Here is a 19,870-nt window from a genome sequence, read left to right as displayed (position 1 = left end):
CGACCGCATACAGCCGGGCGTTATGGCGCATGAAATACAAAACCTGCATTCATGAGTATTCACAAACCAGAGAGATTTTCATATATTTGTTTAAAATAGGTCGATATGGAATCTTTAAGAATAGAAATAGTAAATCCCAAAGCAAAGAGCATCATTAAAAATCTTGCTGACATGGATTTAATTAAGATAAAGAAAGAGAAGGTGAAAAATGAGTTCACCGAATTATTAGCTAAATTCAGGAAAAAATCAGATAAGGCTCCATCTGCTGAAGAAATACTGAAAGAAGTTGAATCGGTCAGAAAAGCTCGATATGAAGAGTAAGAAAGTAATCCTAGACACAAACCTTTGGATTAGTTTCTTGATTTCAAAAAACTTCAGCTTTCTAGATAACTATGTTCAGACTGGCCAGGTTAAGCTCATTTTTTCCGAAGAATTGTTTTCTGAATTTTTAACGGTTGCCGAAAGACCAAAATTCCAAAAATTCTTTGCTCCAAAAGATATTAAAAGGCTTATCAGCTTTATTGACCAATTCGGAATTTTATATCAGGTCTCCTCTGATATTAGGGAATGCCGTGACATTAAAGATAATTTTTTGTTGAATCTTGCGGTAGACAGCAACGCAGATTTTTTAGTCACGGGTGATAGTGACTTGCTGTATTTAAAGTCTATAGGCAATACGGAGATTTTAACAATTAAAGAATTAGAGGTCAAGCTGTAAAATATTCACGCGCCATAACAAAGCTGTATACGGCAGCTGGGGCTCCACAGCATATTGGAGGTTTCGTTCTCCCCCGCCAACCGCGTTTGGCCTGAAACTTTCGTAACTGGCAGAAATGCCCCGGCCGACCACATACAGCCGGACGTTAATACCCATTTTGAAAAACATGCGATACAATCTTGAATCAGAAATAAAAAGTCTTTTAAATGACAATGAAGAAATCATGTTTTGTGAGCAACCTAGACAAGGGTTGATTTTTTATGATTCATCTATCTTCCTTATGCCATTAATTTTTATCATAGTTCTTTGTTCTGGAATGTTTGTTTATATAGGAATTATTATGAGTAACCTATCAATGATTATAATTACAGGTATTATTACTTTTATATTTCTTATTCCGACAGCGGGAGGATTTTACTTTGATTCGCGAAAAAGAGCAAGTATTATTTTTTGTATTACTGACAAGAGAATTATCTTCTTAAGACATAATAGTTTTAACAAATTTATTAAAGTGTTTGATATTAATAAACATGAGAATTTTGACTTTGAAGTAACTTTCAAAAATGGAACTGGAAACTTGAAATTAGGGAAACATGTACCTTTAATTCCTAAGAATCCTTTTCTTCCTTGGGGGACAGGAACTGTCAGTTGGAGTGGAAAAATAAACACTGGGTTTGAAATTGAATCAATAAATAATGTCAAGGAGAAATTTGAGAAAATTCAAGAATTGAGAAATAAATAAATTCTGAAACTTAATAAAAACGGGTGTTAACAGGCAATATAACCAATGTCGGGCGCAGTGGTAGCTTGAAAGCGTCTGCCCCGCTCAAAGTTTTGTAACGGTTGACAGTGATGTCGCCCGCATTCCGCCACTGGTTATATTGCCATCCGTTGGCGGTAATACACTCTTTGTTTTGCATCCATTTTATTACCAAATAATTAGAATACATTGAACAACAATTATTATGACAAAGATTTATTTTAAAACGGTATTAGTTTTAATATTACTAAACGCAATTCTAACAGCATTACTTGGATTTGTAAGTCAATGGGGTGCCGTTTTAATACTAGCATTGATAGTTAATATTTCAGTAGTTATTGCCTTGATTTTTACTTCATACTTCTTTTTGCAAATACCCAAAATCCAGAGAAGTAAAGTCTGGAGTACTATTTTTACTTTTTTACCTTCCCTGATTATGATAATTCTACTGACAAGAAACCTAATTCAACTAAACTTTGGTAATTATCGCGAATTGGCATGGGGTATTGATATGGGAAGAATCTTTAAGCCAAGTCACTTGCAAATTATTTTAACAGGAATAATCATTATTACAAACTATCTTAGATACAGGAAAATTACCAAGTAAGCTATAGAATTTTAGATACGATAAATTCATTTATTTATAGTATCTAACGTTATTCAGAAAGTTAAAAAAGCGGGGAAATTATCTTCACACGCAACAGAAAAATAAAACGATGATTGGCTTGAATTCGGACAGAAATATCTAAACCAAAAGACTGAGACAACCAGAAAATTATTTCCTCAGTCAAATTGGTTTATAAGAAGATGGAAATTGAGTGCTTCGTTGAGGGATTAGATGCTGCTGTAGAATTTTCGGATTTCGAGATTTATGATGAAGAAGAATAAGAATCAAGTGATTTTCATCGAGACATATATAATCAAACATTAAGCAAAATCGGCATGCATGCAGAGGGTTTTAGCTATGGAAGTCATAAATATTCAGAGCATTTGCATTGAATAAAATGACGATTTGATTGAAAAATAGTACATACCGCCAACATCATGTATAAAATATTGGGGGTTTATGCGTGTATAGGCCACTTCATTCCCCGTAGCAGGTTTTTTAACGGCAGAAAATAACTATGCTCGCAAGCCCCCAACAATTTCATACATGTGGGCGTTGGTGGTAATTAAAATAAAGACAGAATGCCAGTAAAATTGATTGAAGGTAGAATGAGAGCAGAGCGAAGGGGGCAAGTTATACCGGATCATAACATTTAACAACTCGCAAGAGGATGACTTTATGGAATGAGACAAAATCGGTACCAGTAAGTAAGGACCAAGTATGGCTTGCTTATAAGAAAGTGCGCTCCAAAGCAGGGAGTGCAGGAATTGACCAAATTAGTATGGAAGAATACAATGCCAACCGGTCTGGTCACCTGTACAAACTGTGGAACCGGATGGCGTCAGGGAGTTATTTCCCGCCGCCGTTAAAAGAAGTGGAAATACCCAAGAAAGACGGCAAAGTTCGCAAACTTGGTGTTCCTACTATCAGCGATCGCGTGGCACAAATGGTCGTGAAAGATTATTTGGAAGAGAGGTTTGAGAAACTTTTCAGTCCCCATTCTTATGGTTACCGCCCCGGAAAGAATGCTCATCAGGCATTGGCCGAGGTACGGAAGAATGTCAGAATTTCGGACTGGGTAATTGACCTTGATATCAAAGGATTCTTTGACAACATAGACCATGCGAAGTTGATGTTGGCATTAAAGAAACATGTAAGCGAAAGGTGGTGCCTAATATACATCGAAAGGTGGCTTCAAACACCCGTGCAAACTAAAACCGGGGAACTGGTAATGAAGCAAGGAAAAGGAACGTCACAAGGAGGTGTAATTAGTCCGTTATTAGCAAATCTGTTCTTACATTATGCCATGGATAAATGGCTGGAGCAAACCCACCCTAGAGTCAGTTATGTACGATACGCCGATGACGCAATACTGCACTGCAAGAGTAAATCACAAGCTGATTACGTAATGCGTAATTTGAACAAACGGATGAAGCAATGTGGGTTGGAACTGCACCCGGAAAAGACGAAGCTTGTTTACTGTAGAGACTACAGGCGACAGGGAGCGTTTGAGAACGTGAAGTTCGATTTTCTGAGCTATTCATTCCAACCTCGCACTGCAAGGTCAAAGAAGACCAGGGAACTTTTCCTTGGCTATGACTGCGCCATCAGCACGAGTTCAAAGAAACGCATAGCAGAGAAGATGAGAGAGTTGAAGATTGAGACCCTGAGACATAACAGCATAGTAGGAGTGGCGCAATTTCTGGAGCCTTATATCCGGGGTTGGATCAACTACTATGGAAAGTTCAGAATATGGGAAATGAACCCAATCTTTCAGCTACTACGGCGGAGGCTTGTGATGTGGGCACGGAAACGGTACAAGCGCTACAAAACGACTATCAACGGCACTTATGCATGGTTGGAAAGAGTGAAAGAGCAATATCCGACACTGTTCTACCAATGGAGGCTGGGATTTTCGTAATGAAGTGCATCGATTTGTATAACAAGAGCCGGATGAGCTGAGAGGTTCAAGTCCGGTTCTGTGAGAGGCTTAGGGGGAAGTTCCCTTTGCCTACTCGACTACGTGACCGTTATGTGGGATTATACGAAAAAACAGTTTTGACAGATATACCAAAAATTGGTATATTTGAAGAAAAAATTTCTAGATTATGAATAGAAACACTTCAATATCGTTAGGAAGCTATTTTGACAGTTTTATTCAAAGTAGAATCTCTGCCGGAAGGTTCAAGAATGCAAGTGAAGTTGTTAGAGCAGGATTAAGACTTTTGGAGGAAGAGGAGAATAGAATAATTGTGCTTAAAGAAGCTATTAAAGAAGGACTTGATAGTGGAGTCGCCTCTGATTTTAATCCACAGACACATTTGCAAAATCTAAAAGCACAGAAAAATCTAAATGGGTAGATGTAAATTCACAAATAAAGCGGTTGAAGACCTGACCAATATTTGGAATTACACTGTAATTGAATGGTCTGAAAGTCAAGCAGACATCTACTATGAAATGCTTATTGATTCTTGCGAAGAGGCTGCTAAAAAGCCCGATTTGGGGAAAGACTATTCCAATATAACAGAGTTTTTGTTGGGAATAAAGTCGGGGCGACATATTATTTTCTATCAAAAGAAAGCAGAAGGTCAAATTGAAATTATAAGAATACTCCACGAGCAAATGGACCTAAAGAATAGATTAAAAGGAAAATATTAACCCCACATAACAAAGCTGTATACGCCAGCCGGGGCTCCATAGCATATAGTGGGTCTCGTTCTCCCCAATAAGTCGCGTTTGGCCTGAAAATTTCGTAACTGGCAGAAATGCCAGGCCGACCGCATACAGCCGGGCGTTAGTGGCAAGCAAAACAAAAAACCTGCCACGTGCAATTCATATTTTATTTGCACGTGCTATGAATTTGAATTAATTTTACACGTATAAAATTTTTAAATTGGAGGAGTGTAAAATGAATACTAAACTGACACTTACAATAGAGCAATCTATAATTGAGAAAGCAAAGAAGTACGCATCAGGAAAAGGCAGAAGTCTTTCTGATATAATTGAGAATTATCTGAAAATTATAACGAAAGAAGAGCAAGCCAAGGAGGTTGAATTGACGCCCATTGTGAAATCTCTAAAGGGGTCATTTAAAGAACCTATAAACTTTGATTATAAAACGGAGCTCTCAAAGAGACTTGCAGAAAAACACCTGTAAGAATGAAAAGAATATTGATTGACACCGACGTTATTCTGGATTTCTTTTTCGACAGAAAACCATTTTCAGACAATGCAGCTAAAGTATTAGCCCTTTGCGAATCTAAAGCTATTACGGGCCATATTACTTCAGTGATTATAAGTAATGTTTACTATTTGTTGAGACAGAATGCTAAGTACGAAAAAGTGGTTGATAAATTAAATCAATTAATATCCATTACTGAAGTGTTGACTACCGATAAAGAAGCAATTTTGCGAGCCCTAAACTCACCTTTTAAAGACTTTGAAGATGCTTTACAGAACTTCTCCGCAGAAATGATTGGAGACATAGATGTGATAGTCACCCGGAATACTAAAGATTTTAAAAACAGCGCATTAGGAGTCATGACTCCGGAAAATTATTTAAAGGTATTAATTGCCAGCCACTAACACGCATTATAGTGCATGGCTAAATATCATATTTAAAGCAAGTTTCGTCCACTTAAGAACATTCTTAACGGCCAGAAAGTATATACCAAGTAGATTAGCCACGCACCATATCGCTATACGTTAGCTGCAAGGTTATGAGAGTACTACTAATAAACATATTACTATTGATAATTAATTTTTCTGTTATCGCCCAGAAGGATTATTATTTACTCCCTGAGAATCAAGATAATTATATTTATCAGCGAGAAAACAACAAACTAATTCAACTTTACAGGACTGATTTACCCATTAGCAACCTTTATGAATTTTATGATTCTGATAAATTGTTGTCTATCAACTCTGACTCCACAAAAATTAGGTTTTATAATGTATCATTAGATTCTTTGAGAATTGTTTTACAAATAAACGTTCCAAATGGATTAAAAATCAAATCACTAAAATTCGTAGATAATTGTTTGCTGTTAGGAGGTGATTGGAATTCGGTATCGCCATTTTATGTTTATCACTTAAAAACTAGTGAATGGACTGATTTGAAACTTCCAGTGGGTATAATGTTTCCAGGAAAGGCGATTGATGATGTTGTAATCACAGAAAATAAGATTATCGCAGTTGATAATATAATAATGCCAAAATATTTACTGGAATACAAAAGGACTGATTTACCAAAACTTGAAAATCCAAAAATAATTGAGCTTGAGCCAAATGGAACATACGAATCGATTGAAAGAGCAGTTATAAATGATAAATATATTGTTTTGTTATCAGGGACAGCAGGTGGATATCCGCGTGCAAATTCGGAACATATTACAATATTGAGATTAAGTGATTTTGAGGATGGGTTTTCAATTTCGAGCAGAAAACTTCAAAAGTGGGCTTATTTAGACTGGACAGATATTGCGATTGTACGCAATAAAGTTTATATGGGCTGTTACGAGAAAGGACTTGGACGATTCCGAATTTGGCCATCATATTTCTGGAAGACTCCTTCTCTTTACAATGGGTGGAAAAACCGCAATCTTGGAAAATGGAGAATTAGGTATGGATTATTTTCACCCAAAAGGATTATTGATATAGTAAAGTGCAATGACAACAAACTGATTTTGATATATAAGGACAAAGACAATAATTATAAAACTAAATTGAGATAAAACCCAGCCACTAATATATAAGAATATGAGCGGTCGGAACTGCATGTCCCGATTTTCGGGAACCCAGCGATTATTCTCGGTTGAACTACATCACGCTAGGTCTGCAGCCTCTTTTTATGGACTTGTTGTCGGTTTTTGATGTTTTTGGCAAGGCCACCCGTGGTAGCGTCTTCCCGTTTTACGCATTTGAACTTAAGTAATGGCTGGTCGTAGTGGCTCAAAACCTGAACACCTGTTCCTTTTTGGCTGAAAACCTACCGTTAAGGCAATACGATGCCGAACCTCAAGTCAATGAAGTTTTCCAAGGGTTATTTTGTAGGTTACTGCAACTTCGCAAAAAGCATAGAGGGCAGACTTCCTGCGGGTGACCGTATCCTGGGCAAGGTCCTAATGACAATCAGACGACCCTCTTTGCAATGCGGACATTTGGTTAGATCAAATCCAGTCAACCTTAAAATGAGCTCTGAGGCCGTTGGATATTCCGGTGATATGGACTCACTCTTCGGCTTTTTTGGGGGGGCTGAAACGGTTGGGGAAGCTGCTTACGACTTCCCTTCCTGTGGAAGAAACAGAATATTCTTTTATCTTAGCGTCGCTTTTGTAAATACAACGACTTATAGACCCTTATGAAACCTCAAAAATTAAGTGTACTCGAAAAAATTGGCTACGGCTCGGGAGATGCTGCAGTAAATGTGGTCATCTCCGCGATGTTTCTCATCATCAGTTTCTTTTATACCGACATCTTTGGGCTTAAGCCCAAAGACATGGCACTCATGTTCCTGTTGGTTCGCTTCATCGATGCCATTACCGATCCCCTGATGGGACTCATTACCGATAAGTTTAAAACCCGTTGGGGACGTTATCGGCATTACTTCCTGTTTCTGTCGGTACCTTTCGGTATTTCGGTCTTCCTGACCTTTACCACCCCGCAGTTCGATTATGCAGGGAAAATGATTTATGCCTACGCCACCTATATTTTGGTCACCCTGATGTTTACCTCGGTCACCATACCTTACATCTCGCTAATAGGCGTACTCACCAACGATCCGCAAGAGCGCTTGTCGGCCAACGGTTTCCGGCTCTTTTTTGCCAAGATTGCCGCCTTTATGGTGTCCATTGTAGTACCTATTTTGGCCGAGAAGCTGGGGCATAACGATTTGGGCAGGGGCTACCAATTGGCCATGGGCCTGATGGCCCTGGCCGGCACCCTCTTATTTTTATTCACCTTTTTCACCACACGGGAGCGCATTGAACATGAAGTAGATAAGAAACCCCTGTGGGAGCAGTTTGTGCTGTTGCTGAAGAACGATCAATGGGCTCTTTTGTTCGGTGCATTTTTCTTCGGAACCATAGGGTATGTTATCCGTAATTCGGTAGCCATTTACTACGCCAAATACTATTTGGGCGGCGATGCAACCATACAATCGACCTTTATGGCCACAGGAGTAGCAGCGGCTATTTTAGCCATGCCCATCTCCAATCTGATTACCAAACATTACTGTAAGGTGAAGCTGTATAAATGGTCGCAGCTGGCCGTGGGACTGCTGAGTCTCGCCATGCTGTTTTTGGTTGGACCCGGTAATCTGCTTTGGGCCTTTCCCCTGTACTTTATACTGTCCTTTGTGGTAGACCTGCACGCCCCTGTATTTTGGTCGGCCATTGCCGAGTCGGTTGATTATGGTCATGCAAAATTAGGAAAGCGGGTATCGGGACTGGCTTACGGCGGTATTTCCTTTGCTCAGAAATTGGGTATGGGTATTGCCGGAGCCTCCGTAGGTTATTTGCTTGAATTTTTTGATTATGTGCCCAATGCCGTGGTTCAGAGTGAGTTTACCCTTGTGGGACTGGCTCTGCTGCTTACAGTAATACCCGGCGCTTTTCATGCCCTGGTAGGAGGAATGATGTTCCGCTACAAGATAACCGACAACCGTTACGAAGAGATCAAACAAAAATTAAATATTTAGCACCATGGGAAGTACGCAGGCACTCGTAGAACAAAGGGCCGACCCCTTTGTGTACAGACACAGCGACGGCTACTATTATTTCACCGGATCAGTACCCACCTATGATCGTATAGAATTGCGCAAGTCGCGCACCCTGGAGGGGCTGGCCAAAGCCGAAACCCACGATGTGTGGTTCAAGCACGACAAGGGCCCCATGAGTCAGCACGTCTGGGCCCCGGAGCTCCATTACCTCGACGGCAAATGGTACATTTATTTTGCCGCCAGTGAGGTCGACGACATTTGGAAGCTGAGACCCTACGTGCTCGAATGTCGGGGACAGGATCCTCTGAAGGATGGCTGGAAGGAATTGGGGCAGATGCAGGCGGCCGACGGGGACGAGAAATCGTTCATCGATTTCTCGCTTGATGCCACCGTTTTTGAGCATCAAGGCAAGCGTTATTTCTGTTGGGCCGAGAAAACAGGCGGACAATTTGCCGCCTCCAATCTGTACCTGGCTGAGATGGAATCGCCCATAAAGCTCAAAACCGCTCAGTTTATGCTCACCACCCCCGATTACGACTGGGAGCGGATAGGCTTTTGGGTGAACGAAGGTCCTGCCGTCATTAAGCACCAAGGTAAGATCTACATCACTTTTTCGGCCAGTGCCACCGGTGCCTGTTATTGCATGGGTATGATGGAAGCCGATGAAAACGCTGATTTGATGGACCGCAATTCCTGGAGCAAGTCGAGATACCCCGTACTCCAGACCGATTATGAAAAAAGGATTTTCGGTCCCGGGCACAACAGCTTCACTGTGGCCGAAGACGGCAAAACGCCCTTGTGCATTTATCACGCACGCGATTATGAAGAAATTGTTGGCGATCCGCTTTACGATCCCAACCGGCACGCTCGTATTATGGAGGTTAAATTTGATGCTGCCGGTCGGCCCCTATTTTCCTTTTAAGTGAGAAGGGTGTTCCAATCAGCACTCAGTTGCTGAGCAATTTAACACGCAAAGGATGCATAAGGAAGTTCAGCAAGTGTCGCGGGCCGTTCCTACACGATTAAAGAAGCGGGAGCCTCGAAATTTCGAGGCTCCCGCTTTTATTTCCTAATCGTTTCATTTTTAAACAGGCGCTGAAGAGCTGACCAGGCCGCCTTTTTACTGCGCGTCTGTATGGACCAAATCTTTAATTACAGCTCCAGATCGACATCGTGCAACTCGTTCCAGGGCAAGCCATGTTTGTTCAGTTCGGCCATAAAAGGATCGGGATTAAACTCCTCTACGTTGAACACGCCCGGTTTCTTCCAGGTCCCCTGCAGGTACATCATGGCACCAATCATACAGGGCACACCAGTAGTGTAGCTCACCGCCTGCGTACCGGTCTCCTTATAGGCCACCTCGTGGCTGCAGTTGTTGAAAACGTAGTAAGTCTTTTCCTTCCCGTCTTTAAGTCCCTTGATGCGGCAACCGATGGAAGTCCAGCCCTTATAGTTCTCGCCCAAATCACCAGGGTTAGGCAGTACAGCCTTCAAAAACTGAATGGGTACAATCTCCACCCCATTGTACATCACCGGCTCAATGCCCGCCATGCCAATGTTCTGAATCACCCTTAGGTGCGTCAGGTATTCCTGTCCAAAAGTCATCCAAAAACGGGCGCGCTTCAGGGTAGGAAAGTTTTTAACCAGCGACTCCAGTTCCTCGTGGTAAATCAGGTAAGATTCCTTAGGGCCAATTTCGGGATAATTCAACGGCTTGTGAATCTCATGCGGCTCGGTATACACCCATTGTCCGTTTTCCCAGTATTTGCCCTTCTGCGTTACCTCCCGGATGTTGATTTCCGGGTTAAAATTAGTGGCAAAAGCCTTTCCGTGATCGCCCGCATTGCAATCAACAATATCCAGGTACTGAATTTCGTCAAAGTGGTGCTTGGCGGCATGGGCCGTAAACACACTGGTAACGCCCGGGTCAAAACCACAACCTAAAATGGCAGTCAGTCCGGCCTCTTTAAACTTCTCCTGATAGGCCCATTGCCACTTGTATTCAAATTTGGCTTCCTCCTTGGGCTCGTAGTTGGCCGTGTCGAGGTACGAAACGCCTGTTTCCAGACAAGCATCCATAATGGTCAGGTCCTGATAGGGCAGAGCCACATTTACCACCAGGTCGGGCCGGTAGCTGTTGATCAGTTCTACCAACTCTGGCACACTGTCGGCATCTACCTGCGCAGTTTGTACCCGGTTGCCACCTATTTGTTTTGCAATGGCGTCGCACTTGCTTTTGGTGCGACTGGCCAGCAATATTTCGGTAAAAACTTCAGGCAATGCAGCCATTTTATGAACCACTACAGTCCCTACGCCACCGGCGCCAATAACTAAAACTTTACCCATTTTTAAAAAATCTTTATACCCGTTTGTGTGTCAAAAATTTGCCTAAATATACAACAAACTTTTTTGCGGACTGGCCCTAGCGGCTTATTTTCTACTAACTTTGTACGCAAAGCTGAACTGATAATAATAATGGTTTTATGAATAAATCCCGTAAAGGTTTATTTGCGATGGGTCTGGTGGTGTTGGTCGCCGCAGCCCTTCCGCTGCTGCCCTCTGGCGGGCCCGATAGGGCTGTGGTGGCTTTTTACAACTTAGAAAACCTGTTCGATACCCTGGATACCCCCGGTGTGTTGGATGAGGAATTTACCCCCGGCGCCCAAAAACAATGGAACAGCGAACGCTATTGGCTAAAGATTGAACGCAAGGCAGAGGTGCTGAAGAAGCTGTCTGCAGAAGCCGGCGTAGAAGGCGCCTCAGTAATAGGCCTGTGCGAAACGGAAAACAGAACCGTGCTGGAGGATTTGGTAGCCAGTGAAGATCTTAAAGATCTCGATTATCAAATCATACATTACGATTCGCCCGATAAGCGGGGCATCGACGTGGCCTTGCTCTACCGCGCAGATGCTTTTGTGCCCGAAAACAGCAGGGCGGTGCCCCTGCTGCTCACCAACGAAGAGGGCCAACGTGTATTTACCCGCGACCAACTGGTGGTTTCAGGCCGTTTGCACGGCAGTCCCATCCATTTTATCGTCAACCATTGGCCTGCACGGTCGCGCGGCAGAGGGGGGGAGGACTTTCGGGAACAGGCCGCTAAGCTGACCCGCAGTCTCAGCGACTCCATTCTGGCCGAAGATCGTAAAGCACGTATCGTCATCATGGGCGACTTTAACGACGACCCCACCGATTTAAGTATGCAACATTTTTTGGGTGCCGCCCTGGAGCGTGACTCGCTTGGTGACAGTCGTCTTTTCAATGCCACCGCTCCGCTATTTGCCGAAGGACAGGGCAGTTTGAAGTACCGGGGTAAGTGGAACCTGTTCGACCAGATGGTGGTGAGCAAGGGTTTGTTGAAGGAGCGCTTCAGAGGGTATTACTACCATTCGGCCCACATCTATGGTCCCGATTACCTCTTGCAGCAAGAGGGCGATTATGCCGGATATACCTGGCGCACCTACGTGGGCAATTGGTACCATGGTGGTTACAGCGATCACCTGCCGGTGTACCTGGTTTTGGAGCGCAAGCGCTGAAAACATAAGCTGCAAGCGGGTAGGGGAGTAAGCAGGCTGAATTTTACTTGTACCACCCCCTGGCTGCAATCAGGTCGTACACCCCGTGCGGCAGCAGGTAGCGCAGGTTTTTCCCCATTCGGAGACCCTCTCTGATTAAAGTTGCAGAGAGATCGAGCAGTGGCGCATCCACCACCTGCAGACCTTTTGTTTGGGGCTGCGCCTCCAGGGAATAGCCCGGACGGGGATAAATCAGCAGGCGATATTGTTTTAGAAGTCGCTCCGGCTCCTTCCACTTTTCGATGGCCAACAGATTGTCGGCGCCCATAATCAAACGAAAATCATGCTGCGGGAAAGTCGCATGCAGCTTGTCGAGCGTGTCGATGGTGAAAGAGGGACGGGGCAGCATAAATTCAAAATCGCTGGCCTTAAAGCGCTGCTCCTCCTGAAGGGCCAGCTTGAGCAGCTCCAGGCGGTGCGCCTCATCCAGTAAATCTCCCTTCTCCTTAAAAGGGTTTTGGGGGGTAAGCACAAACCAAACTTCATCCAGTCCGGCATATTCTGCCAGGTAGTTGGCCAGCACCAAATGCCCGATATGTACCGGATTAAAGGAACCAAAAAGCAGTCCGATGGTTGTGCTCATGTGCCTGGTTATTTTGATGTTTGTTGTCGGGTAGCCCAATGGGCCCGCATGACTTATGTGATTTAGTTTTTATCTGTGACAAAGTTGTGCACCACTTTTTCCGTTTCAATGCAGGCCCTTTCGAGTTGGTCGTTGACCACCACCACGTCAAATTCTGGGGCATAAGTCAGTTCCAGGGTGGCCTTGGCTACGCGTTTTTCAATGACCTCGGGGGCGTCGGTAGCTCTTAGCTCCAGTCTTTTACGCAATTCTTCCACCGAAGGCGCCTTAATGAAAACAGCCAAGGCCCTGTCGCCATAAAATTTCTTGATGTTGACACCGCCCACCACATCTACATCAAACACCACATTTTTACCTTCTTGCAGCAGGCGTTCCACTTCCTTTTTAAGCGTGCCGTAGCAGGTGCCGGGGTAGACTTCCTCCCATTCGAGAAAGGCGTTTTCCGATACTTTTTGGGCAAAGGCTTCCTGACTCAGAAAGTAATAATCGACCCCGTGGCGCTCCTGTCCGCGGGCAGGGCGACTCGTAGCCGAAATGCTGAAAGCCAGATTCAGGTCTTTTTGCAAAAGATACTTTACGATGGTGGTTTTGCCGGATCCTGAGGGGGCAGAGAAAATGATGAGTTTGCCTTGCTGCATATTGTTTGGATTTAAGTCGCTAAGCGCCGGATATCTTTAAGCTGCTTTATTCAAAAGTTTTCGTGACAGGCAATTAATGAACAATGCCAGTTAAAGCACGTTGAGCATTTGCTCCTTTATTTTTTCCAGTTCGTCCTTCATGCGGATTACCAGGCGCTGGATATCGGCATCGTTCGCTTTAGAGCCCATGGTGTTGATTTCCCTGCCCAGTTCCTGGGTGATGAAGGCCAATTTCTTCCCCACAGGTCCCTCTTCTGAAATGCATTCCTTAAAATAGTCGATGTGGTTTTTAAGGCGCACTTTTTCCTCGGTGATGTCCAGTTTTTCGAGGTAGTAAATCAACTCCTGTTCAAAGCGGTTTTCATCTACATTTTTCAGTTTTAGGTCGTCGAGATTTTCGCGAATGCGCTCCTTAATGCGTTCGAGGCGCTGTTTTTCGTAGGACTGGACTTCCAAACTCAAGCCGGCGATGGTTTCGACGCGTTGCAGGATGTCTTTTTGCAAGGCGCTGCCTTCCTGGTTGCGAAAGTCGATGATGGCTATCAGGGCAGCATCCAGGGTCTTTTCCAGGGCCAGCCACTCGGCTTCAGCCAATTCGGCCTGTTCGGTCTTCAAGACTTCGGGCAGTCCCAGTATGGCCCTCAAAAAGTCGCTCTGTTGGCCCAGGTTCAGTTTCTGAGCCATGCCGCTGAGTTGCTGGTGGTAACGTTCAAAAACAGCTTCGTTGATTTGCGGAATGCGGTCGGCGACTTCCGACTCCAGTTGGATGTTGACTTCCACCTTGCCCCGTTGCAGGCGGTCGGCAATACGGTTGCGCATTTCCAGCTCTTTTTCGCGATAGATTTGTGGAAGACGCAGGTTCAGGTCGAGCTGTTTGCTGTTGAGGGATTTGATCTCTACATGGATTTTTTTGCCGGGCAGCTCACCACTTGCCTTGCCAAAACCGGTCATCGATTGTATCATAAGAAGTCTGCTAATAATTATTACAGCGCAAAAATAAGCTTTTTTGACCGGAACGCCCCTGTTCTGGTGAAAGGATGTTGCGCGTCGCAGGCTTTGGAATTTGCCGGGCTTAAAGTAGTCCCACCCCCTGACAAAGGAAGATTGTTTAATAATTTCATTAAAAGAATGAACAAAAAGAATCTTGTATGGTTTCATTGCTACAAAACCGATTGTATCAATAACCTTAAAAATTGAGTAGTATGAAAACAAGAATGAGTTTCCGTCTTTTGGCTGTTTTAATGATGGCCGCCTTTGTCTTTGCTTCCTGTGATGACGACGATGACGACAACAAGGTTGAAACGCCACAAAGTATTGTAGATGTAGCTGTGTCAAACCCCGATTTTTCTGTGCTGGTAGCTGCTGTTCAAAAAGCGGGTCTGGTTGATGCACTTGCTGATCCCAATGCCGATTTAACCGTGTTTGCTCCCACCAATGCCGCCTTTGAGGCCTTGCTGGAGCAACTCGATTACGCCACTTTGGATGAGGTGCCTGTGTCCGTGTTGACGCCTGTTCTGCTTTATCATGTTTTGGGTGAACAAAAAACAGCCAGTCAACTCGCAGATGGTTATTATTCCACCCTTGCCGCGGGACCAGCTGAGGGCAGCCTTCTGTCGCTCTACAAAGCAGGTGCTGATTTGAATGCGTCTGCTTCCATTACGGATACAGATGTGATGGCCGATAACGGTGTGATTCACGTGATTGATGCGGTTTTGCTTCCTCCCAATATTGTTGATGTTGCCCTGGCCAACCCCAATTTCTCCATTTTGGTAGAAGCGGTTTTGAAGGCCGATTTGGCTGGTGCGCTTAGTGCTGAGGGCCCCTTTACCGTATTTGCGCCCACCAATGCTGCCTTTGAGGCTTTGTTTATCGCTTTGGAAGTAAATGGGGTGGAGGACCTGGATGTAGAGACCTTAACGGCTGTTTTGCTTTCGCACGTGGTTGAAGGTAATGTGTTGGCTGCCGATGTGAGCAGTGGGTCGGTACCTACCTTAAATGCCGAAAAGCAGCTTTTTATAGGGTGGTGTGTGCCAAGCGTTTTAAATTTGTGCCTTTGTTTTGAACAAAAGACCTTGGCCACGGTTTAAAGGACGTTGAGGCAGCCATTGAACCAGGTAGTTGTGCAGGGTGTCTTTAAGCGCCGGCTACCGTATGAATTTGTTGCAGTTACCTTTGTTTATAATGGGAAAGTATTCCATCAAAGATTTGGAAAAGATTTCGGGTATTAAAGCACATACCATTCGTATGTGGGAGCGTCGTTACGGCCTTATAGAGCCGCAACGTACCGAAACCAATATCCGTTTTTATTCCGATTGTGATTTAAAGCGTTTGTTGAATGTTTCCATCCTTAATCATAACGGAATTAAAATTTCGCATATCGCAGGACTCACCGATGCAGAGATCAAGAATCGGGTGCTCGACTTGTCGATAGATGGGCGCAGCAGTTCGGTGCAAATTGAAAGCTTGATGGTGGCCATGCTGGAGCTGGATGAAACCAAGTTTTTGAATGGCCTGTCCTCCTCCATCATTAAGCTGGGTTTTGAGGTGAGTGTTGAAACGGTGCTTTTTCCCTTTTTGGAGCGCATTGGCGTATTGTGGCAGGCCGGGACCATCAATCCGGCTCAAGAGCATTTTATTTCTAATTTAATTCGCCAAAAGCTGTTTGTGGCCATTGATAATGAAATGCAGAGTCCCGTTCAAAACGGTCCCCGCATCATTATGTTTTTGAGCGAGCATGAGCACCACGAAATTGGTCTGCTCTTCTACAATCTGCTGGCCCGAAAGGAAGGTATGAATGTGGTTTACCTGGGCGCCGGAGTTCCCCTTGAGGACCTGAGTCTGGTGCACCGTCTGCGTCCGGCCGATGTGTTCATGACTTCCTTTATCACGGCGATGGACAAACAGGAAATGGAAGACCTTTTGCGGGAGTACCACAAACGTTTCCCAGATATACCCTTTTACCTGAGTGGCCTACAGATGGAGTTGCTTCAGCCCGAATTGCCGGAAGGCTTTACTGTGGTTAATAAGGTGCGGGTATTTAAAGAACGCCTGCGTTTGCTGCGCTACGAGGCCTAGGCCTCGCAGCTTCCTTCAGGCAAAGAGGCACTTCGTCCCGATTCGCAGCTTCTGAGCTGCTGTCTCCCCGATGGGTCAGACAGGCATCAGCTTCATTTTGTTACCCCCTTCGTTTTCCAGCGCCCACTCAGGTAGTACAGCCAGGTGCCGGCCAATCCCACCACCCAGCCACTGGGTATGCTCCACCAAATGCCGCTTTCTCCCATGTGTCCCGATAAAAACCAGGCAAAGGGAATACGTATGAGCCAAAGTGAAATAAGGGTGATGAACATAGGTATGAGCGTGTCGCCGGCTCCACGCAACATGCCGTGCATCACAAACATGGATGAGAATACGATGTAGAAGCTGCTGACAATAATTAGGTATTCGTGTCCCTGACGGATCACCTCCGGATTGTTGTCGAACAGGCCTATGAGCCATTCGCCCCACATGATGACCACCAGCATAACGATGAGACTGATGGCCCAGGCCATCTTTTGGGTGGCCCAAACACCACGGCGAATGCGCTCGATTTTTTGTGCCCCCAGATTTTGTCCCACAAAAGCCGACAGGGCAGAGGCCAGATTCATCGCCGGCATGGCGGCCAGTGCGTCGATGCGACTGGCGGCGACGTATGCCGCCAGGGTTGCGGTGTCAAAATTGTTGATGATGCGGATGAGGGCCAGCATACCCAAGGCCACGAAAGTCTGCTGAAAGCCGGTAGGCAGCCCAATACGCACGCTCTGCCGAAAGGTGTAGGGATCGAATTTGAAACGGGGCAGACTAAAATGGATAAGGTGGTCGCGGCGATTCAGGTATATCACCGCTGTAATAAAGGCCCCGGTCTGCGCAATAACCGTGGCCCAGGCGGCCCCCGCCACGCCCCACTCAAACACAATTATAAAGAGCAAGTCGAGCAGCACATTGGTTACTGTGGCTATGGCCAAAAAGAGCAGCGGGGTGCGACTGTCGCCCAGTCCCCGCAGCACCGACGACGTACCGTTGAAACCAAAGAACCCTACCATGCCGATCATGTAAATGTTGAAATAGGTAAGGGCATAGGGCAGTACTTCTTCGCCGATGTTCAGGAGCGAAAAAATTTGTCGGCTAAAGCTGATGCCGACAATGGTCAGTACGATGCCGGCACCAAACATAAAGAGGTAAATGGTGCCGATGGCTTGCTTCACTTTTTCGTGGTCGCGTGCGCCGAAATACTGACTGATGACAATGGTGGCTCCGCTGCCAATGCCTATAATAAAAGCAATGAGGGTATAAAAGATGGGGAAGGAGGCGCCTACCGCTGCCAGTGCTTCGGTACCGAGGTATTTGCCTACAATAATGCTGTCGATGATGTTGTAGAACTGCTGCAACAGGTTTCCAATAATCAACGGCACCGCAAATTTAAAAATCAATTTGGCTTCGCTTCCCTGCGTAAGATCTCTCATGGCATACAAAACAAGGGAATTTTTTCGTTAGTATACATACTTTGGCAGTTTTTTTGTTGAATGCCGCCAGGGGGAGCCGATGCCAGTTTTTAAATTTCATAAAATTAGGCTAATTTTGCCGGCTAAAGAAGTGCCGGCCTTTGCAGGACTTGTTAATCCCCCCAAGATTTAGTTTTAATGTACAGCACCGAGGTGTGCTAAATGATAAGTGATTGTACATGAGAGGGATAGGTTTTTGTGCTCTGTTCGTTTTTTTTGTGGGGATGGGCCCTGTTTGGGGTCAGACTGCCGTGGAGAATTATTTTCCTGAAGGCCAAATTCCCCAGTGGTGGTTTGAAAAGACCGGAATGGAGCAGGTGGGCAGGCAAGTGGCGTTGAGACGTGCTGAATATCTCGAAAACAGGAGTCTGCGTGGATCGCGGATGCGTTTTCGTTCGCAGGAATTTTTGGATGAATCATTTATGCTGGGTTTGCAAGTGAGCCTGTCACTTAAAAGTCGTGTAGTACACGCTGCCCCGCTCAGCGAGTGGCGATTGCAATATGCACAGAGTAGGCCAAGTACCTACATGCCCCACGCCTTACCCGTTATTTACAAGGCGCCCCCGGTCCCCGATTTGATGGCCTGGCAGGAAGAGCGACCGGCTACGCCCTTCGAAGCCTTTAAAAAGGCCAGGTCACATCCTGGTGGTGGCGACAGTCTCGCCCTCCAGCTGAAGCATGGTTTTTCACGCGAAAAGTTTCTTCGCGATTTAATGGTCAGTTCGCCCGAGTTGGTGGAGCACGATTGGCACGCATTGCCCGATCCGCCCAAGGTGTTTAGGCAGGCCGACCGTGTTGAGCGCAATATGAGTACCCGAAATTTGGAGCATCTTTTTCAGGGCGGAAGTGTGGCCCGACCGGAGCGTTTGGAGAAGGTGGAGGTGCCCAAGAGACCCTGGACTTTTTCGGGCACTGAGCACATCCAGTTTTCACAGGCTTACCTGAAAAACTGGGTGCGAGGCGGACAACAATCTATTGCACTGCTCAGCGACCTGCGTTTTTCTGCGGTGTACAAAGATGAAAATACGCAGTGGGAAAACAATCTTATTCATAAAGTAGGTTTCATCGACAGTGATGGAAGCCGCTCACGCATCAACGACGATTTGTTTGAAATAAACAGTAAGTACGGCATCAATGCCAGTCGCAAATGGTATTACAGTTTGCTCTTCAATTTTAAAACCCAGTTTTTTGAAGGCTACCAGAAAGATGATGTGGATAAGAATAATCCGATATCGGCCTTTATGGCGCCGGCCTATACTTCACTGGCTGCAGGTATGGATTTTAAAACCAAGAACTTCACCTTACTTTTGTCGCCCGTTACCAGTAGGTTAACTATGGTGTTGGATACCGCCAAAATTGATCAGACCCGCTACAGCATCGAAGAAGATAAGAAGTCGGTTTTTCTTTCCGGAGCTTCTTTCCAGAACAACTTTACCTTAAACATTGCAAAGGATGTAAAGTTGACTTCTGCGATGAACGTGTTTTACGATTACTTTGCCAAGGAGGAGCAGGTGCAGGCTGAATGGGATTTGATATTGGATATGCGTATTAATGTGTTTTTGAGTACACGGATAACGACAAACTTTAGGTATTATCAGAGTGAATCGAGTAAGTTGCAGGCGCGGGAGAACCTGAGTGTGGCGCTTCGCTACCAGTTTTAGTCGCTTGGGGCGGGATTGCATCCCTTTTAACTTTTAATAACAGAAATTAGTGGACTTCCCTATGTTTAGGGTTTA

Annotated in this window: 21 protein-coding genes and 1 pseudogene; 16 read left to right on the top strand and 6 right to left on the bottom strand. The window is 44.9% G+C overall.

The window, feature by feature from the left end; translation table 11 throughout:
- The first annotated feature begins 105 nt into the window (after nt 1-105).
- From B4W65_RS08830 to B4W65_RS08775, 10 genes are all read left to right on the top strand, one after another.
- The gene (locus tag B4W65_RS08830; protein ID WP_088654781.1) at nt 106-321 is read left to right on the top strand and encodes a hypothetical protein; all 216 of its coding nucleotides are present in this window, start codon (nt 106-108) and stop codon (nt 319-321) included.
- Nucleotides 311-718: a putative toxin-antitoxin system toxin component, PIN family gene (locus tag B4W65_RS08825; protein WP_088654780.1), complete on the top strand. Its 408-nt coding sequence runs from the start codon at nt 311-313 to the stop codon at nt 716-718. The genes B4W65_RS08830 and B4W65_RS08825 overlap by 11 nt, the downstream gene beginning before the upstream one ends.
- A gap of 166 nt (nt 719-884) precedes the next feature.
- Nucleotides 885-1,460, top strand: a complete 576-nt coding sequence (locus B4W65_RS08815; protein ID WP_088654778.1) for a hypothetical protein — start codon at nt 885-887, stop codon at nt 1,458-1,460.
- 223 nt (nt 1,461-1,683) lie between these two features.
- Entirely contained in the window at nt 1,684-2,085 is a 402-nt protein-coding gene (locus B4W65_RS08805) for a hypothetical protein (RefSeq protein ID WP_088654776.1), read from the top strand.
- Between the two features lie 670 nt (nt 2,086-2,755).
- Nucleotides 2,756-4,006, top strand: coding sequence for a group II intron reverse transcriptase/maturase (gene ltrA, locus B4W65_RS08800; protein ID WP_088654775.1), 1,251 nt, complete (start codon nt 2,756-2,758; stop codon nt 4,004-4,006).
- A gap of 187 nt (nt 4,007-4,193) precedes the next feature.
- Complete coding sequence (locus B4W65_RS08795) at nt 4,194-4,445, top strand: type II toxin-antitoxin system ParD family antitoxin (RefSeq protein ID WP_088654774.1); 252 nt, start codon at nt 4,194-4,196, stop codon at nt 4,443-4,445.
- Nucleotides 4,438-4,743, top strand: a complete 306-nt coding sequence (locus B4W65_RS08790) for a type II toxin-antitoxin system RelE/ParE family toxin (protein ID WP_088654773.1) — start codon at nt 4,438-4,440, stop codon at nt 4,741-4,743. Before B4W65_RS08795 ends, B4W65_RS08790 begins: the two co-directional genes overlap by 8 nt.
- Before the next feature lie 250 nt (nt 4,744-4,993).
- A complete protein-coding gene (locus B4W65_RS08785) occupies nt 4,994-5,242 on the top strand; it encodes a DUF6364 family protein (RefSeq protein WP_088654772.1) in 249 nt (82 codons plus the stop codon).
- Nucleotides 5,243-5,244: 2 nt separating this feature from the next.
- Nucleotides 5,245-5,670, top strand: coding sequence for a type II toxin-antitoxin system VapC family toxin (locus B4W65_RS08780; RefSeq protein ID WP_088654771.1), 426 nt, complete (start codon nt 5,245-5,247; stop codon nt 5,668-5,670).
- A gap of 134 nt (nt 5,671-5,804) precedes the next feature.
- Nucleotides 5,805-6,818 carry a hypothetical protein gene (locus tag B4W65_RS08775; protein WP_146697756.1) on the top strand — a complete coding sequence of 338 codons (1,014 nt, stop codon included), beginning with the start codon at nt 5,805-5,807 and terminating at the stop codon, nt 6,816-6,818.
- A 320-nt stretch (nt 6,819-7,138) separates the two neighbouring features.
- Here B4W65_RS08775 and B4W65_RS17780 read toward each other — a convergent pair.
- A pseudogene (locus tag B4W65_RS17780) lies at nt 7,139-7,336 on the bottom strand (IS91 family transposase); the annotation flags it as partial.
- 108 nt (nt 7,337-7,444) lie between these two features.
- Here B4W65_RS17780 and B4W65_RS08765 point away from each other — a divergent pair.
- Both B4W65_RS08765 and B4W65_RS08760 read left to right on the top strand, forming a co-directional pair.
- Nucleotides 7,445-8,782 (top strand): MFS transporter, encoded by a 1,338-nt coding sequence (locus B4W65_RS08765; RefSeq protein ID WP_088654768.1) that lies wholly within the window; start codon nt 7,445-7,447, stop codon nt 8,780-8,782.
- Nucleotides 8,783-8,786: 4 nt separating this feature from the next.
- Nucleotides 8,787-9,725, top strand: coding sequence for a glycoside hydrolase family 43 protein (locus B4W65_RS08760; RefSeq protein WP_088654767.1), 939 nt, complete (start codon nt 8,787-8,789; stop codon nt 9,723-9,725).
- 230 nt (nt 9,726-9,955) lie between these two features.
- Here B4W65_RS08760 and B4W65_RS08755 read toward each other — a convergent pair whose 3' ends face one another.
- Entirely contained in the window at nt 9,956-11,149 is a 1,194-nt protein-coding gene (locus B4W65_RS08755) for a saccharopine dehydrogenase family protein (protein ID WP_088654766.1), read from the bottom strand.
- A gap of 137 nt (nt 11,150-11,286) precedes the next feature.
- Between B4W65_RS08755 and B4W65_RS08750 the strand changes: the two genes are divergently transcribed.
- The gene (locus B4W65_RS08750; protein ID WP_240509522.1) at nt 11,287-12,336 is read left to right on the top strand and encodes an endonuclease/exonuclease/phosphatase family protein; all 1,050 of its coding nucleotides are present in this window, start codon (nt 11,287-11,289) and stop codon (nt 12,334-12,336) included.
- 43 nt (nt 12,337-12,379) lie between these two features.
- Here B4W65_RS08750 and nadD read toward each other — a convergent pair whose 3' ends face one another.
- From nadD to B4W65_RS08735, 3 genes are all read right to left on the bottom strand, one after another.
- Entirely contained in the window at nt 12,380-12,958 is a 579-nt protein-coding gene (gene nadD / locus B4W65_RS08745) for a nicotinate (nicotinamide) nucleotide adenylyltransferase (RefSeq protein ID WP_088654764.1), read from the bottom strand.
- Between the two features lie 62 nt (nt 12,959-13,020).
- Nucleotides 13,021-13,596 (bottom strand): guanylate kinase, encoded by a 576-nt coding sequence (gene gmk, locus B4W65_RS08740; RefSeq protein WP_088654763.1) that lies wholly within the window; start codon nt 13,594-13,596, stop codon nt 13,021-13,023.
- A gap of 90 nt (nt 13,597-13,686) precedes the next feature.
- Nucleotides 13,687-14,559, bottom strand: a complete 873-nt coding sequence (locus tag B4W65_RS08735) for a YicC/YloC family endoribonuclease (protein ID WP_205741242.1) — start codon at nt 14,557-14,559, stop codon at nt 13,687-13,689.
- Nucleotides 14,560-14,798: 239 nt separating this feature from the next.
- Between B4W65_RS08735 and B4W65_RS08730 the strand changes: the two genes are divergently transcribed.
- Both B4W65_RS08730 and B4W65_RS08725 read left to right on the top strand, forming a co-directional pair.
- Complete coding sequence (locus tag B4W65_RS08730; protein WP_088654762.1) at nt 14,799-15,683, top strand: fasciclin domain-containing protein; 885 nt, start codon at nt 14,799-14,801, stop codon at nt 15,681-15,683.
- 94 nt (nt 15,684-15,777) lie between these two features.
- Nucleotides 15,778-16,671: a MerR family transcriptional regulator gene (locus B4W65_RS08725; protein ID WP_088654790.1), complete on the top strand. Its 894-nt coding sequence runs from the start codon at nt 15,778-15,780 to the stop codon at nt 16,669-16,671.
- A 92-nt stretch (nt 16,672-16,763) separates the two neighbouring features.
- Here B4W65_RS08725 and B4W65_RS08720 read toward each other — a convergent pair whose 3' ends face one another.
- A complete protein-coding gene (locus tag B4W65_RS08720; protein WP_088654761.1) occupies nt 16,764-18,095 on the bottom strand; it encodes an MATE family efflux transporter in 1,332 nt (443 codons plus the stop codon).
- Between the two features lie 218 nt (nt 18,096-18,313).
- On the opposite strand from B4W65_RS08720, the gene B4W65_RS08715 reads away from it, so the two are divergent.
- On the top strand, nt 18,314-19,795 hold the full coding sequence (locus tag B4W65_RS08715; RefSeq protein WP_088654760.1) for a DUF3078 domain-containing protein: 1,482 nt from the start codon (nt 18,314-18,316) through the stop codon (nt 19,793-19,795).
- Nucleotides 19,796-19,870: the final 75 nt, after the last annotated feature.

Origin of the sequence: Geofilum rhodophaeum (genome assembly GCF_002210225.1) — a bacterium.
GTDB lineage: Bacteria > Bacteroidota > Bacteroidia > Bacteroidales > Marinilabiliaceae > Geofilum > Geofilum rhodophaeum.
The sequence above is the reverse complement of the archived record's forward strand: the minus strand, read 5'-3'. Positions and strand labels throughout refer to the sequence as shown.